Raw genomic sequence first — 15,324 nt, 5'->3', positions numbered from 1 at the left:
GAATTGTCAGTGTGGCTGCCGGAATTGAGAACTGCGAGGCTGCAATTTCTGTAGAGTTGATATAGCTCGCTAGAGGCGGTTTTTTTTAGACGTTCTACTTCGATCTGAGACAGCAAGTCCATGCTGCCTGCAGGGCTGATATGAGTAATCATAGGCTCCTCCTTTGGGCAGAAAGTCTTTGTTTTTGTTAATTTCTCTACCCTGTCATTTCACCTTACACAGGAATTGGCGGTTTCGCCACCCGGATTTAGCGAATAATTGAGCAATTTGTGGTGTAAGTCTTTGTTACAAGGAGGAATATGCGGGGGTTTACAGCCAGACGAGTTGGTTTGGACCTGTGCGCTTGGCGTTTTTCAGACCGAGCTGCAGTCGTTCCAGTACTTCTTCAGGGGTGTCGGTATCACTAAAGATCGCACAAACTGCCGAGGCGGTGATGGTGATGCTTTGATCGCGGAACTTAAATGGAAGTTTGGCAATCTGTGCCTGAATCTTTTGTGTCACAGCATGGGTTTCTGCGTCGACCTGATCTGGAAGCAGCACTAAGAACTCCTCACCAGAGAAACGGGCAACGGTGTCGGTGTCTTTTACGGCTTTCTTAATGGTTCGTGCAATGATTTTCAGTGCCTTGTCACCAGCGCTGTATCCGAAGCTGTCGTTGAGGGTTTTGAAGTTATCAATATCGAGCAACAGAATGCGGAAAGAGTGCTGAGCCCGAATCCATCTGCGATATTCCAGCTCCAGTTTGTCTGCCAGAGCTGCACGGTTATAAACCTTCGTGAGGGGATCAAGCAGTAAGCGCTGAGCCTGATCTTGCAGCCTTCTGCGGTAGTCCTGAGTGACTTCCTGAAGTGCTTCAAGTTGATTGTGGCTGTAGCTCAAACGCTCGGTTAAGGCTTGTTCGCGCTTCTCAATATGCTGCAATCTTTCTGTGAGAGAACCTATCTGATCAAGCAAAGGAGCAATCGCCCCTTTCAGTTGTTCTACATCCAAATCCGAGTCGAGGCTGGTTTTGCCTTGGGAAACCAGTTCATTGATCTCAAAATGCATCATCTTACGATGTTCAGAGTAAGACAGGCTCTGCTCAATATTCTGAGATGTGTTCTTTATTGCCGTATTCAGTGAGCTGTTGACTTGATCAAGGAATTGTTCGGACGTTTTTCGCTCGAAATGTGTACCTTGAATAACGAGTTTGAGAATTTGAAGAATCAACTCGAATAATTCATTAGGAGGTACACCAATGAGAAGTTTTGCTCTGATGTCGGTAAGTAATTCGCCAGATTCACCATCAAAATCCAGTTCGGTTATCAGGTTTTGCAATTCTTCAGACAGGCGATCAAAAATTTCCTGGTCGACTGCTTTTTCAAGATTCAGGTTATTACGGGAATTTGACGCCATAATTTTAGTGGCGCGCTCGTAAATACCGAGAAGACGAATAGCCTGATCGATTTCTTGAGTGAGTTTTTTACTAGGGAAGTGAAGCAGATTTCGCAGATCACGTTTTAATTGTGCAGGCAGACCTGGAATGCGCTGCAACGTTTCTCCGCTATGTTTAATTCGCTCGTCTAAGTGAATTGTCTTTTTTTCCATGGTCACCGTGTTTTGCTTCAGCATTCTCTCTATGACGACAAGCTTGGGTATTAACTTAGTGACATCTTGATGTTGTTCTAGGTCTTTCTTTAAACCTGTTAAACCCCTATCAAGATCTTGGTTATTACCTTGGCATGCATCACTTAGATTAGCAACTATACGCTTAAGAACGTTTTGCTCTCTTTTAAATTTAAAAAGAGAATCTCGATGCGAAAGACGAGCATGATCTAACTTGCATTTCAATTCATGCAATTCGTCTTTCAACTCTTGCTCAAGAGCATCCAAATCATTCATAAAAAGCAGGTGCCAAAAAACCGCGATGGCGAAAACAGTTATTCGATAATAACAAAAAACAAAATAAGGTCACTTTAATCAGTGGTTAAGTGCTCACTTATCACTCGGATAGTGTCAATTTTTTGATGTCATCCTCATTTTGGCACGACGATTGGACTTTTATTAACCCTTGGTTTAATGCTTGCTTACATGCAAGCCTAATATTATCTGTCGCAAAACTCGCCGCTGGGGCATTTTCAATTGCTCTTAAATAGACCCACTGGCTCTCATCGCTATTTTTTTCTATTCCGCGGGCCAAGTTTGTTGATAGTAATAATATATCTATCAGCTCTTGATCATTTATCGCGGTATATGCTCTTGGCAAGAATGGATAATCTGCCATACCTATGTGAACTTTGCGCGATATTTTTCTTTCTGGCTCAAATTCTGAGATCCAGCTGCAAATCTTATCGAACATATGTTGCGGTTCGACGGTAGTCTTAGTATTGGGCTCTACATAAAGAAACATGGCGTCAGAAAAGTGATAGAGACGAGAGGGTTTCTCGATTTTTGACTTTATAAAATCACCGAAGGATTTTTCGAGCTCCAGCCCTGACTGATAGCCTAATTCAAGGTAGGTGTTACGGAGAAATGGCAGGTCAAACATCACGAACCTCAAACGATCGCTGAAAGGTTCATTGATAAGCTCACCCAATTGCCATTGTTCGTAAGTTGCGCTACTTCTGGCTAATGAGTTTTGCAATTTCTTATTCAGTAGTCTCAAGTTTCTAAGACCCGAACGCGCGTGTGTATATAAATCTTGTCGCAGACTTTTTACTTCATTTTTTAGTTTGTCAATAATGTAACCACGACGCAAAACAAATAGAACCAGCAGTACCGTAATTATAAATAAACCAAATGCAGTGTTCTGAAATTTTCGAAATTCTTGCTGAGCGACTTTAAGCTCACCTTCCAATCCTTTGTAGTGTAAAGATTGTTCAATGATGTCTTTTTGCTGCTTTAATACGTCTTCGTTTATTTCATTCAGACGTTTTTGTTGGTTGGCGTTCAGTATCGAAAATTTCTTCAGCGCATTTAATGATTCAATAAATTCTCCATTTTGCTCATATGCAGCGGATAGCACCCGATAAGATTGTAATAAAATAAAGTTATCGGATAAATCTTGACCTATTGCGAGTGCATTTCGAGCATTTGATAATGCTTTTGTAGTTTGTTCTTGTTGCAGTGCCAAACTGGCAGTAAGTAATAATGTGCGCGCTTTTAATGGCTTTATTTGGGTGTAATTGACAAGATTTTTGGCTTTGTCTAAATATTGCTCAGCTAATGTGAAGTTGAACAGTTGTAAATAAGTGTCAGCAATGCTTAATCTTAATTCAATCACATCGTGAATATCGCGGGCGAAGTATTCATGATCAAGTACGTTAAAATATCTTACAAGTGCGAGATTGTATTTCCCTTGGAGAAAATAAATATCCGCCATCTGCTTTAAAACGTCGCCAAGTACCAGCGATTGTTCAAAATTTCGATAGAAATCGGCAGCTCTGGATAAATGCTCTAACGCTTTGTCTAACACCTGACGTTGCTTAAAAAGCTGTGCAAGTTGGTAGTTTGCTTTGGCTAATTCCTGGCTTTGATCTTTTTCAATGGCCATCCAATAGCCGGTAAGCAATTCTGTTAAAGCAAGGTCGTACGATTTATATCGTAAGTAATGTTTTCCCACTTCAATGTGATAATTAATGATGGTGTCGATTTTGGTTACTTTCGCCAATATTTCAGACGCTGTTTTGTATTCCAGTTCAGCATCAACTCGGTTGCCATTAACAGAGGCGATTTCGCCTTTGATCATCGCCAGTCGATATTGCAGGCTAGTGACCAAGCTTGAGGAAGTCATTGGTTGCAGTAATGCTTGCTCAATTCTTTGAACTATAGGAAAGACTTTTTTCAAATCATTGGTTTGCAACCAGAGAAGCTCAGCCCGCATAAGCTGAGTTTCAAGTGCAATCAACGGCAGATCATAGTTGCCTGCGAGCCGTTCTGCGTTTTCTAAGTGAAGGAACGCGGTTCTGGGGTCACCAAGTAGCAATTCGGAATGAGCGAGTATTTGCAAGGCATCTATACTGCTGCTTGGTGTTCTCAGAGAGTTGTCGGTGTCTTCCCGTGGCAACGCGGAAGGACCTTTAGGCGAAGCATCAGTCAGCTTACGCTGACTGAGAAACTTGGTGGCAATTTGCTTGGATTTTTTCGGGTCGATCTCCACCAAATTGGCGGCATCACTGAGAATGGGCGATGTGTAGATTTTTGCCAATGCGGTCTGACTTTGCAGAAAAATAGCAAAAAATAGCGCAGACCAACCAAAAAATTTCATTCCTTTGTACTCCAGGCTTTGGCTTATTTTATTGTCTTGCGAGTCGCAGGTTGTTGTCCGGCTTCGACTGTTCCGTTGAGCGGTAAGGATTGATGTCCAATCCGCCACGTCTTGTGTATCGGGCAAATACCGTCAGAGAAGTTGGGGCACAATACTTCTGAATATCCGTGAAGATGCGTTCTACACATTGTTCGTGGAATTCATTGTGCTCTCGGAAAGAAACCAGGTATCGGAGTAAAGCTTCGCGATCGATACGACTTCCAGTGTACTCGATCGAAACGCTTCCCCAGTCGGGCTGATTTGTGATCAAACAGTTGGACTTAAGCAGGTTACTGACCAGCGTTTCGGTGACCATCTCGTCTGACGATGCGTTGCGTAGTAACTCAGGGTCAAATTCGTAACTTTCTATTGTTATGTCCTGCTCATCAATGCACTCGCCTTGCAAGCTGACAATAGGTTGGTTGTCATAGTGTGAAACGGGATTAATGACAACTTCAACAGGTTCACCTGCACATTCAGACAAATCTTTAACTAAAGAAGCCTGTACTTGCTCCCAGCTATCAAACTGAGTCTGGTTGTAGCTGTTCAGGTAAAGCTTGAATGACTTGGATTCAACAAGGTTAGGGCTAGTAGCAGGCAACATCACTTCACCTACCGCCACTTGAGGAAGCCCGTTACGATTCAACCAGGACAGCTCATAGAGGGTCCAGATATCCACACCAACAAACGGTAGCTCACCGGTAAGTTGAATGTCGTCACGGTTCAGGCTTCGGGGAACGCCTTGCAACAGGGAAGGGTCGTATTGGCTAATGTACTCTGTTTTCTGACCCAGAGTTAAACCAGCCAGCTCTTCGGCGTTCGAATATTTGCTCATACTTACTTTAAAAGATCGATTAGAATACCCCGAAGTTTACTTAATCCCTCTTATTCTGTCATCCGCCAAGGTACAGGACAGAAGATATCCAGGAGCAATCAATGTCTCAAAATGTTGCACACGCCTTAAAGTCTTTCAGCGAACGCTACCTTTCGCAGTGGAATGAAGAACGTTCTAGTTTCCCTAAAAGTGAAGAGCTGGCAGGTATTCCTTCACCATGCATTGAGAAACAAGGTGAAGACTATGCGGAGTGGCGACCTGTGTATCGTGACAGCTGGGCTGATTTCACCAATGTAGAAAATGGCATCGAGCTCACATTGCATGAAGACATTAAAGCGTTTTATAGCTGTCAGTTTTGCGGGGACATGGAGGCACTTTGGGATGGAAAGCCTCTTACTTTGCTTCAGGTGTGGAGCGAAGAAGACTTCGTTCGTTTGCAGGAAAACATTCTTGGTCATCTGGTTATGCAGCGTCGCCTTAAACTGAAACCCACCGTTTTTATTGGCTCTACTTCAGCAGAAATGGACGTTATCTCCATCTGCAACATCACCGGTGAAGTCATCTTTGAACGCCTTGGAACGTCACAGCGTGACATTTTGGCTCCGTCCGTTGAGGAATTCTTGTCTCAGTTAACCCCTGTTGTGGAGCAAGAATAAACCATGTACATCACTGAGCTTTCATTTGAAGTGTACCGGGATACCTCTATGGGAGAGGTAGAAAAGGCGATCAACTACGTTTTGGATTGCTTGAGGTATAACGGGCAGGTGCTAGGACGTGAACTTCCCGTACATATGGATGGTGCCGTCTTTACTGCTCGCGTAGTCTGCCCGGAATCAAACAGCTTACACCCAGATTTTCATAGTGCGCAGGTAAAACACGCTATCAGCCAGCTGGCTGATTTTGGATTGCTGCAACCTAAAGTTCGGGTGCTGGGTGAGGATATGAATTCTGACCCCAGTGCAGATTGCATCGAGAAAGAATGGCAGATTTTGTATACCAGCTATCTACATACATGCTCTCCAATTCGATGTGGTGAGCAGTTTCAGCCAGTTCCATTGTATCGGTTACCCCCGGTTGCGAATGGTGACCAGAAGCAGATCATTAAATGGCAGGAAGACTGGAGCGCGTGTGACCAGCTTCAGATGAATGGCTCTGTAGTCGAGCATCCTTCCTTGTACGAAATTTCATCCAGCAAGAGCTTACTGTTTCGACGTGGGTGGGATTTGTGCCGACGTCTCAAAGTAGTGAGCGGAATTCCAACTTATTTATACATCTACCGTGTCGGCGGTAAAAGCAAAGAAGAAGAGTTAGCAAGAAAGTGCCCGACTTGTGGTGGCGACTGGAAGCTGGAAGAGCCTATTCACGGCGTATTCGACTTTAAATGCGATGAATGCATGTTGGTGAGCAATTTGTCGTGGGATTTTAAAGACTAAGTAACCTGAGCTCGGGATAACAACTTGCTTTCTAATGGCTCTTTTCACTTATTACTGCGTTGAATCCTCTCCCAATAACTCGTTATTGGTTCGTGGCTTCGCCTTGTCTTAAGTGAAAATTTCTCATTAGAATGTCTCAATAGAAAATTTTTATTTACTTTAACGGGTTAGCTAACCTCTTATCCCGAGTTCAGGTTAAGTAGGTTAGGGGAGCGGTGATTGATTCACCGCTCCTTAGCTTCACTTCAGTATGTTCAGATCACTTACTTTTAGCGATGATTCTGTCTAAGTGATTGGCAAATTCACGCCTTTCAGTTTGAGAAAGAGCAGCCGGTCCACCCGTCTGAATTCCACTGGATCGCATGGTATCCATAAAATCTCGAATGTTAAGCCGCGCTTTAATGGTATCCCGAGTGTAAAGTTCCCCTCTTGGGCTGAGTGCCTGCCCGTTTTTCTGTATGACCTCATCGGCTAACGGGATATCTGCGGTAATCACCAGATCGCCCTCTTCCACTCGCTGGACTATTTCATTATCGGCAATATCGAAGCCGCTCGATACCTGAAGCATATGGATGTTGTTACGCTTAGGGAGAGGAATACTGTGGTTAGCCACAAAAGTTGTGGTTATCCCTGTTCGCTCAGCAGCCCGTGTTAATGTTTCGCGGATAACCTTCGGGCAAGCGTCCGCATCTACCCATATCTTCATTCTGCTGATTTCTCCAGTGCTTCTAGTCTTTTCGTTAACTCAGCAACCTGTGCTTCTAATGCTGCAATACGGGCATCACTGGACGCCTCTTGTACACCTACTTCCACTTTCGGTACTCGCGCAGAGGCTTTCCAGCTTTTGATTGTGGCGATGATGGCTGGCATGGGAACTGTCGATTTTAATCTTGCTTTGACAAGCGCCACAGTGGGCTCTTTTCCCTGATCAGCGAGAGACTGAATAACGGCTTCTAGTTCGGCAGTGATGTCCTGAGTTTTCATGTCGGATTCCTTAAAATTTCTGAGCTAATGATATACTCAAGCCGCCTCAAGATACAGGATTCAGAGCTTTATCTTCTGCTTCAGTTCAAGCCTCTCTACTTCAAAATCAGGAACGCAGTGGAATGACATGTCCTTTCCAAGTTCTTTGACGAAGAAATGGAGCAGAAGATAAGCTCCCAAGGGCGAGTTTGTTTGGCTTTCATACCATGTTATCGATTTTTGATTTAGAACCACTAGATCTTCAAATCGATGCCTTGTCTGAAAGCCAAACAATTCTCGCTGAACCTAGCATTTTGAGGTGGCTTGAGTATATATCTAATTGCCATGGCGAGAAGTGTGCGCCAGCACGTATTTTTCTTTGAGTCTTTTGTCAGTGGCTCTAGTTATTTGCTCACTAGCTTGTGAGAGATCTCTTACAAGCTGTGTAGGAGATGTTTGCTTTTAATATTAGGGAATCATTGAGTTGAATTTCTATCTTATTGTTCTTAAATAATTATTTAATTTATGCGATTTATTCTCAAATAAAAATGTGAGCCAGTTAAGTTGTTCGAATTCGAGATAAACGTAATCTGTTCCCTGTCGGAAGGATTCTGACACGGAACAGGAAACAACCACGGACTGGTTATCTTCAGGAAGAAGATTTGGTTATTCAGGATGAATGATCAGCATGGAGCGAACGGACATTGAATGGACTCAATCGTTATCAGGAAGATGACGACTAAGGAAAGACGATGGACACCTCAGGACTGAGGCAGGGAACAAACATCAGGATGATGTAAGGGACACCGCTCAAGGAACAAGTGAGTGCGCTAATCAGGAAGGTTAGCAGATCAGGATAGGATCATGGACACCGCTAGGATGGCGATGAAAGGATTAAGCTGAAGGACACAGCATACTATCAAGGATTTGATGCATGGAGCACCTATAGTAGCCGGATTGCTGCGAGTAAGACTACAGCCCCGATACGAAAGTATCGGGGCTTTTCTTTTGTCCGAAAATTGTGACTTATCTTGAGTTCAGGTTACTTACATCCGGTAAGGGGGAATGTCGAAGTGGCTTGCGTGGAACCCCACCATAGTCAGCTCCCCGATGTAGTAATCGTCTCCAAGTGACGAAAATTCAAACTGATACACCGTATGCCAGCCAATTTTGCCTGATTTATGGCGAAATCTATGCCCTTTGAACGACACCGAGAGTACTTGGATTTCAAGTTGTTTACAGCGATGTGCCACCATTTGCTTGGCCAGCTCTGACTGCCTTCTTTGTTGCCAGAAGAGTAAGCAGAACAGAGTCACCAATATAATTGCGAACAGATTTCCTATCATTATTCAGTCCTTTGAGCCACTTACTGGGTGCGAGTGCTTTGCTGTAATTTGATGAGAGCGTCAGCCAGCTCTGGTGAAGGAGCATTGTGAAGCAGCGGAAGCAATACCATTCTTAATTCAGGAAGCATAACTAAGTCAGCAAAAAGCTGGTTAAATAGCCCTTGGTTGCCGGTTTGTGCCAGTCTCAATAAAAATTGACCTGCCCGGTTGGTATCCGCTAAAGCCGCCCAACTTCTTCCTGCTATTCCAATGAGGACTTCCTGGTGGCTTAGCCTTGGGCTTTTTTAACACTTCATCGACCACTTTGTTCAGTGAATCACCGGATCCTGAAAGTGCCCGGACAAGCGCTGAGAGTAAGAAAAGGTCAGGGTTATCCGAATGACACTGTTCCAGCGCTTTTTCTTCCAGCGTGGTGCCTAACTTCTCTGGTAAGTCACAATGCTCAAGGACACCAAGCAACGCATAAAGAGGCTCATTAGGTAGATTCCTGATGGCTTTTCTTAGCATCACACCATTTTGTTCGGCATTCAGACGTGCACAAATATCTGCGATCCCCTGAAGACCGATGGTCTGCCAGTTTTCCCAACCCAATCCACCGGTGAAGTAGTGTTGGGCATGCTCGTAGTATTGGCTGGTTGGCATGGTCAGAGAAGCACGTACCTGACTATGGAATACCGCCATTTTGTCTTCCGAAGGTTTGAAGGTGTATGGGTTTTGCGAAAGCTTGTCCTGTTGCTCTTCACTTAGCTCTCCACCCAAACGTGTCCCCATGGCTTCAATGACGTATTTAATGAAATTGCCGATGTCTGACTGCTTGAGCAATCCACGTTCATCCAAATCAAATTTTAGAAACCAGATCCAAGGTTGTTTCGCCTCGTTCCAATAAGCAATGGCAAGGTGTGCTTTTCGCTGCATTGGATAAGGGTAAGCTTGCTGACCTACCTCGACCTTTGAGAAAGCCTGAGGGTCGATTTGAGTGATGCGTCGTCCCAAGTCAAAGATCTGGTATTCACAATGACTGTTGGTCAGGAGTTGGGTAAGAGTATGAATGGTATCCATGGACTAGCTTGTTATCCTATATGTCTTTAGCCAATAGATGGTACTCTATGGGCAATTTTCAAGGTCCACCGAATCGAAATTCATGAATACCGTTCAAATCTCGACACATATTGAGAATCTGAAAAGTGCACTTCAACAACAAGCGTTATGGGAAAGCACACCACCATCTTCTCAGGCACTGTCTAGTGATCAGCCTTTTGCGTATGACACTTTAGAGCCGCATCAATGGCTTCAGTGGGTGTTCATTGTCCGTATTGAAGCGTTGATACTTGCGGGGCAGACGTTACCAACTGGGTTTGAGTTGTCCCCCTATTTTGAAGAAGTCTGGAAAGACGATGAGAGTAAAGCAAAAGTGTTAGCAGCTGTTTCAGCCATCGATAAGGCGTTTTCATCGTGTTAGAGATTTTATTTCAAGATGAGTATCTGGTCGCGGTCAATAAACCTGCCGGAATGTTGGTGCATCGCTCATGGCTCGACAAACACGAAACCCAATTCGTGATGCAGACTCTGCGCGATCAGATTGGTCAGCATGTGTTTCCTCTGCATCGCCTGGATAGACCGACTTCCGGAGTACTGGTGTTCGCGCTTTCAAGTGAAGTGGCGTCTGAAGTATCCCCGATGTTTGCCAATCACGATATGCAGAAAACCTATCACGCCATCGTCCGAGGCTGGATTGAAGAAGGGGATACACTGGATTATCCGCTTAAAGAAGAGCTGGATAAAATCGCCGATAAGTTTGCCGACAAAGACAAGGAAGCGCAGAGTGCGATAACCGAATATCTTCCTCTTGGTAAAGTGGAAGTACCACATTCCACCGGGCGATTTCCGACGACGCGATACGGTCTGGTGGAAATGAAGCCCAAAACGGGTCGCAAGCATCAGTTGCGCCGCCATATGGCACACTTAAGGCACCCAATCGTTGGAGACACTTCTCACGGAGATGGTAAGCACAATCGATTATTCCGGGAGCATTACGAGTCGCACCGTTTACTGCTTCACGCGTCTGAACTGGAATTTGTTCATCCATTCACTAATAAGCCTCTTGTGTTAAAGGCACCATTTGATGAAGTGTGGAACAGGCTGCTTTCAGAGTTTGGCTGGAAAACGCTTTTTGAGAAAAAGGGATAAAAACCTTAGCTTGGGATAAAAACAGAAAAGGGAGCTAGACTCCCTTTTTTAATTCACTAACCTGAACTGCTATTTAAGCTTTTCCAGATCCGCTTCGATCTCAGCGATCTTACTGGATACGACTTTTTCTAGGTGTCGTAAATCCGACAGGATTTTCTCTTTCACGTCCACTTCGACCAGTTTTTCTGGTTTCGTAATGGTGTTCAGTTCATCAATCACCAAAGTAAGGTTACGGTTGATTTCAGTGACTTCTTTGTACTGGTGGCTGCCACTGTCGACCAGAACATTCTTGCGTTGCCTTGGGTATTTAAACTTAACGCTTTTGGCAAATAGCTCGCCTTTCTGTTTTTTGAAATAAATCTTAAGTACGTCTTTTTGCGCTTCCTGGCGTAAGGAGTAACGTTCGATCTGTTTTGGGTCCTGAATACCTAATCCAGTGAGGTTTGGATACATAGAGCACCTCGTGATAGCCGTTGAATGGTAGTGCCAACCCTTTTGTTCAATTGGAGTAAAGAACATCGACGGTTGGTTGAGTACTGTTCAACTTTAGCAGCTATTGATAGGTCGGACAGAGGGATTTTGGGAGGTTTGTGGACGAGATCGCGATATACCGGATCTCGCCCATTATGCGATTGGTTAGTGAGACTGAAGTTCGCTAACGCTTTCTTTCAGCTTGGATTTTAGCTCTGCTTGTTCTTCTTCACTCAAAGGACCACCATTTGGTGAAGTGAGGATAAACAAATCTTCTGCTCGCTCACCTATGGTGGTGATTTTTGCTGCGTGCAGGTTAATGTTCAGATCTGCGAAAGTCGCTCCCACGTTGGCGAGTAGCCCGGGCGTATCCAGAGCGACAAACTCCATCAGCGTGCGCTTTTTGGTTTTGGTTGGTATGAAATCGACTTTGGTCTTCACATTGAAGTGCATCAATTGGCGAGGCGTACGCCGCACTTTAGTTGCGGAGCTTGTTTCATCCAGGACGCTTTGTAATTGTTTGACGACTGTAGCGTGGCGATTTTCTTCAATGGGTTTACCGTGCTGATCCAGCACCATAAAGGTATCCAGTGCATAGCCGTCTTTGCTGGTCATGACCTGAGCATCGTGGATGCTGAAGTTTCTTCTGTCTAGCTCACCTGCGACATTGGCAAACAGATTTGGTAGGTCTGGAGAGTAGATGAACACTTCGGTTCCACCACGTGTTGGCTTTTTACTTAGTAATACCAGTGGTTGTTCTTTGGATTCCAGCCGCAATAAATGCTCACCATGCCAGGCAATTTGCTTATGGGTATGACGAAGGAAGTAATCAGCTTTAAATCGCTGCCAGAGCACCTCGATTTCCCGAGGGGTGAAGCCTTCTTTGCGTAAGATTGCTGAAGCGAGGTGTTGGTTGTGGCGGATACGTTCTCGCACATCGACCGGGTTTTCTAAACCGCGCCTTAGCGCGCGTTGAGTGGAATAGAATAGCTCTGCGAGCAAAGTTCTTTTCCAACTGTTCCAGAGTTCAGGATTGGTGGCGCAGATGTCTGCAACTGTCAGACACACCAGAAATTCGAGATACTCTTCGTCGCGTACTTTTTTAGCAAACCCGGTGACCACTTCAGGGTCATAGATATCACGACGTTGTGCCGTTACTGACATCAATAGGTGATGTTTAACCAGCCATGACACCAATTTGGCTTCTGGTTTAGATAGCCCGTGTTCAATACAGAAATCGTAGGCTTCAACAGCGCCAATTTCTGAGTGATCGCCGCCTCTGCCTTTACCAATGTCGTGGAATATCGCGGCAAGAATCAATAGCTCTTTCTTCTGGATACGAGGGTACACTTCACAACAAATAGGGTGCTTAGCGTGGTTTTTGGCAAAGCTAAAGGTGTGAATGTGTTTTAGCAGTCGGATACTGTGCTCGTCTACTGTGTACACGTGGAACAGGTCAAACTGCATTTGCCCGACAATCTGACTCCATTGCGGCAGATACGCTGACATTACGCCTAAACGGTGCATTAAGCTGAATGCTTTGTGTAGGGCGTTGGGGTGGCGCACCAAATCCATAAACTTTTCACGCGCTTCTGGAATGGTATGCAGAAATTTATTCAGTCTTCGCCGTGCCGTGCGCAACTGGCGCATGGTTGCTGGTGCGACTCCTTCAATGGAAGAGTCATTAGCGATATGCAGAAACATATCCAAAATGGTTTCTGGTCGAGCCTGAAATAGCGCGGGTTTCCTTGCTTCGATGAGTGGACCACGGCGCTGGAAGTCGTCGTCTAAAATCTCCGCCGGAAGTTGCTCCCCCTTATTGATGATTGCCTGATCAAACAATTTAAGAAGCATCTTATTGAGCTCTGCTACGCGTCTAAGCGTTCGATAGAACTCTTTCATCATCATTTCGATAGGCTTGTTGCCTTCACCAGAGAAACCCAAATGTTCGGCTACCTGTAACTGGTGAGCAAAGGTCAGGCGGTTGTCATAGCGTTTCAGTTCAATATGAAGGGCAAATCTAACGCGCCATAGAAAATCCTGACACTCAAGCAGCTCCCGATACTCGGCATCGGTTAAAAAGCCGTATCGGCTCATTTCGAATAAAGAAGTGGCACCAAAGTGACGTCTTGCGACCCAACTGAGCGTGTGAATGTCTCGCAGACCACCTGGGCTGGACTTGATGTCTGGCTCCAGGTTGTAGGTAGTGTCGTGGTAGCGTGCATGGCGCTCTTTTTGCTCCTGTAGTTTGGCTTGGTAAAAAACTTCGCTAGGCCAGAACGATTCAGAATGAATCAAAAGCTTGAGTTTGTGAAAGCTGTCTTCACAGCCACAGATCAGCCGCGCCTCCTGTAAGTTGGTGGCGACGGTGAGATCATCTTTACCCACTTCCTTACATTCTTCGACAGTTCTTACGCTATGACCCACTTCCATACGCAAATCCCAAAGCAGCGTAATGAACTCACTGACTTTGGTTTTATCCGAGTCGTCTAACGCTGACTGACTGAGAACCAGAATATCAATGTCTGATAGTGGGTGGAGTTCGCCACGACCATACCCTCCAACGGCAACCAAACTCATCTCTGGCACTTTGTCGAATGCGTAATGTTCCCATAAACGTGTGAGTAACATATCCATGTATTCGCTTCGACCCAGTACAAGATCGGTGACGGGGTGATGGGCTAGAAATTCGTTCTTTTGATATTCAGAGAAAGTGTCGAGCTCGTTACGTAAACTCTCCAGATTCATTGATTCGTTTTTTAGCGTAAGAGGGGATTGAAAGGTCATCCATGCGGTCCGTGCAAACTACTGTAGTGTTAACTGTAACAACTGAGCTTAAAGTTTTCGATGTATAGAAAAGAAAAATCCCAGCCAGGCTGGGATTTTTGAATTATACGTTCTTCATAATTCGGGGAATCGTATCATCACTGCGTAGTGTCAGGACCTCACAACCCGTTTTGGTTACAAGAATGGTGTGTTCCCACTGCGCCGAGTTTTTGCCGTCACCTGTGTAAACTGTCCAGTCATCTTCAGAATCTACGCTACAACCAAATTTACCTGCGTTGATCATAGGCTCGATGGTGAAGCACATGCCTTCTTTCAACTTACGGTTATCGGTGTTTTTGTAATGAACAACTTGTGGTTCTTCGTGGAACTCGCTGCCAATGCCATGACCGCAGAAATCTTTAACAATGGAGTACTTCATTCGAGGATTCTTTTTATTGTTATCCTTGATGAATTTATCGATTGCTGTTCCTAAATCTCCGACTGTTGCACCAGGTTTAACTTTTCTCATTGCTACATACAGTGCTTCTTGAGTTACGGTACAAAGGCGCTTATCCGCAGGAGACACTTCGCCAACGTAGAACATGCGAGAGCTGTCGCCGTGGTAGCCTTTTGGACGAACACTTAAGTCGGTGTCCTTGTCGTCTGGAACAATAACAGTGATGTCGATATTGATGACGTCACCGTCTTTGAGTATCGCAGGCTTTCCTTTGCCGGTAGAGCCTACTTCGTCTACAGAGGCTGGAATGCCATGGCAAACAATGTGATTGATGGATGTGCAGATAGATTTCGGAAAACCGTGGTAGTCCAATGGAGCAGGGTAAGCGTTGTTTTCCAGAATGTAATCGTGGCAAATGCGATCCAGTTCTTCGGTTGTTACCCCAGGTTTGACATGTGGCTCAATCATTTCAAGAACACCAGCGGCAAGCTTGCCAGCAACGCGCATTTTCTCGATTTCTTCTGTAGTTTTAATTTTAATGGACATTGATTTTTCTCAAACTCATAAATGCAATCGCAACA

The 15,324-nt window shown here is 44.8% G+C and carries 14 protein-coding genes and 1 pseudogene; 4 read left to right on the top strand and 11 right to left on the bottom strand.

What is annotated here, in order from left to right:
- The 4 genes from RH89_RS29550 to queF all read right to left on the bottom strand — a co-directional run.
- A partial coding sequence (locus RH89_RS29550; RefSeq protein ID WP_004399386.1) for a pyrimidine/purine nucleosidase domain-containing protein occupies nt 1-152 on the bottom strand: 152 nt, incomplete at its 3' end.
- A gap of 157 nt (nt 153-309) precedes the next feature.
- Nucleotides 310-1,881, bottom strand: coding sequence for a GGDEF domain-containing protein (locus RH89_RS04220; RefSeq protein WP_004399385.1), 1,572 nt, complete (start codon nt 1,879-1,881; stop codon nt 310-312).
- Nucleotides 1,882-1,981: 100 nt separating this feature from the next.
- Nucleotides 1,982-4,246, bottom strand: a complete 2,265-nt coding sequence (locus RH89_RS04215; RefSeq protein ID WP_004399384.1) for a tetratricopeptide repeat protein — start codon at nt 4,244-4,246, stop codon at nt 1,982-1,984.
- A gap of 28 nt (nt 4,247-4,274) precedes the next feature.
- On the bottom strand, nt 4,275-5,120 hold the full coding sequence (queF, locus tag RH89_RS04210) for an NADPH-dependent 7-cyano-7-deazaguanine reductase QueF (RefSeq protein ID WP_004399383.1): 846 nt from the start codon (nt 5,118-5,120) through the stop codon (nt 4,275-4,277).
- A 101-nt stretch (nt 5,121-5,221) separates the two neighbouring features.
- Between queF and syd the strand changes: the two genes are divergently transcribed.
- Entirely contained in the window at nt 5,222-5,776 is a 555-nt protein-coding gene (gene syd / locus RH89_RS04205) for a SecY-interacting protein (protein ID WP_004399382.1), read from the top strand.
- 3 nt (nt 5,777-5,779) lie between these two features.
- Complete coding sequence (locus RH89_RS04200) at nt 5,780-6,553, top strand: Zn-ribbon-containing protein (RefSeq protein WP_004399381.1); 774 nt, start codon at nt 5,780-5,782, stop codon at nt 6,551-6,553.
- Between the two features lie 259 nt (nt 6,554-6,812).
- Here the strand turns inward: RH89_RS04200 and RH89_RS04195 are convergent, their stop codons facing one another.
- The 4 genes and pseudogenes from RH89_RS04195 to RH89_RS04180 form a co-directional block, all read right to left on the bottom strand.
- Nucleotides 6,813-7,259, bottom strand: a complete 447-nt coding sequence (locus tag RH89_RS04195) for a YaiI/YqxD family protein (protein ID WP_004399380.1) — start codon at nt 7,257-7,259, stop codon at nt 6,813-6,815.
- Nucleotides 7,256-7,537 carry a hypothetical protein gene (locus RH89_RS04190; protein ID WP_004399379.1) on the bottom strand — a complete coding sequence of 94 codons (282 nt, stop codon included), beginning with the start codon at nt 7,535-7,537 and terminating at the stop codon, nt 7,256-7,258. The genes RH89_RS04195 and RH89_RS04190 overlap by 4 nt, the downstream gene beginning before the upstream one ends.
- A gap of 1,025 nt (nt 7,538-8,562) precedes the next feature.
- The gene (locus tag RH89_RS04185) at nt 8,563-8,862 is read right to left on the bottom strand and encodes a DUF3301 domain-containing protein (RefSeq protein ID WP_004399378.1); all 300 of its coding nucleotides are present in this window, start codon (nt 8,860-8,862) and stop codon (nt 8,563-8,565) included.
- A gap of 20 nt (nt 8,863-8,882) precedes the next feature.
- Nucleotides 8,883-9,921: pseudogene (locus RH89_RS04180) on the bottom strand (DUF3549 family protein).
- An 82-nt stretch (nt 9,922-10,003) separates the two neighbouring features.
- On the opposite strand from RH89_RS04180, the gene RH89_RS04175 reads away from it, so the two are divergent.
- A complete protein-coding gene (locus RH89_RS04175; RefSeq protein ID WP_004399375.1) occupies nt 10,004-10,321 on the top strand; it encodes a YqcC family protein in 318 nt (105 codons plus the stop codon).
- Nucleotides 10,315-11,049, top strand: coding sequence for a tRNA pseudouridine(65) synthase TruC (truC, locus tag RH89_RS04170; RefSeq protein WP_004399374.1), 735 nt, complete (start codon nt 10,315-10,317; stop codon nt 11,047-11,049). Before RH89_RS04175 ends, truC begins: the two co-directional genes overlap by 7 nt.
- 69 nt (nt 11,050-11,118) lie before the next feature.
- Here truC and RH89_RS04165 read toward each other — a convergent pair whose 3' ends face one another.
- From RH89_RS04165 to map, 3 genes are all read right to left on the bottom strand, one after another.
- Complete coding sequence (locus RH89_RS04165) at nt 11,119-11,502, bottom strand: DUF3461 family protein (RefSeq protein WP_004399373.1); 384 nt, start codon at nt 11,500-11,502, stop codon at nt 11,119-11,121.
- Between the two features lie 183 nt (nt 11,503-11,685).
- Nucleotides 11,686-14,307, bottom strand: coding sequence for a bifunctional uridylyltransferase/uridylyl-removing protein GlnD (glnD, locus tag RH89_RS04160; RefSeq protein WP_004399372.1), 2,622 nt, complete (start codon nt 14,305-14,307; stop codon nt 11,686-11,688).
- Nucleotides 14,308-14,410: 103 nt separating this feature from the next.
- On the bottom strand, nt 14,411-15,289 hold the full coding sequence (map, locus tag RH89_RS04155) for a type I methionyl aminopeptidase (protein WP_004399371.1): 879 nt from the start codon (nt 15,287-15,289) through the stop codon (nt 14,411-14,413).
- Nucleotides 15,290-15,324 lie beyond the last annotated feature (35 nt).

The organism is Vibrio nigripulchritudo ATCC 27043 (assembly GCF_000222685.1).
Taxonomy (GTDB): Bacteria; Pseudomonadota; Gammaproteobacteria; order Enterobacterales; family Vibrionaceae; genus Vibrio; species Vibrio nigripulchritudo.
Note: the sequence above shows the minus strand (reverse complement) of the source record. Positions and strands in the feature narration are given on the sequence as shown.

Coding starts and splice junctions, on each gene's coding strand:
- RH89_RS04175 (WP_004399375.1), top strand. CDS start 10,004: ATGAATACCGTTCAAATCTCGACACATATTGAGAATCTGAAAAGTGCA.
- RH89_RS04195 (WP_004399380.1), bottom strand. CDS start 7,259: ATGAAGATATGGGTAGATGCGGACGCTTGCCCGAAGGTTATCCGCGAA.
- RH89_RS04215 (WP_004399384.1), bottom strand. CDS start 4,246: ATGAAATTTTTTGGTTGGTCTGCGCTATTTTTTGCTATTTTTCTGCAA.
- RH89_RS04165 (WP_004399373.1), bottom strand. CDS start 11,502: ATGTATCCAAACCTCACTGGATTAGGTATTCAGGACCCAAAACAGATC.
- RH89_RS04190 (WP_004399379.1), bottom strand. CDS start 7,537: ATGAAAACTCAGGACATCACTGCCGAACTAGAAGCCGTTATTCAGTCT.
- map (WP_004399371.1), bottom strand. CDS start 15,289: ATGTCCATTAAAATTAAAACTACAGAAGAAATCGAGAAAATGCGCGTT.
- RH89_RS04185 (WP_004399378.1), bottom strand. CDS start 8,862: ATGATAGGAAATCTGTTCGCAATTATATTGGTGACTCTGTTCTGCTTA.
- glnD (WP_004399372.1), bottom strand. CDS start 14,307: ATGACCTTTCAATCCCCTCTTACGCTAAAAAACGAATCAATGAATCTG.
- queF (WP_004399383.1), bottom strand. CDS start 5,120: ATGAGCAAATATTCGAACGCCGAAGAGCTGGCTGGTTTAACTCTGGGT.
- RH89_RS04220 (WP_004399385.1), bottom strand. CDS start 1,881: ATGAATGATTTGGATGCTCTTGAGCAAGAGTTGAAAGACGAATTGCAT.
- RH89_RS04200 (WP_004399381.1), top strand. CDS start 5,780: ATGTACATCACTGAGCTTTCATTTGAAGTGTACCGGGATACCTCTATG.
- syd (WP_004399382.1), top strand. CDS start 5,222: ATGTCTCAAAATGTTGCACACGCCTTAAAGTCTTTCAGCGAACGCTAC.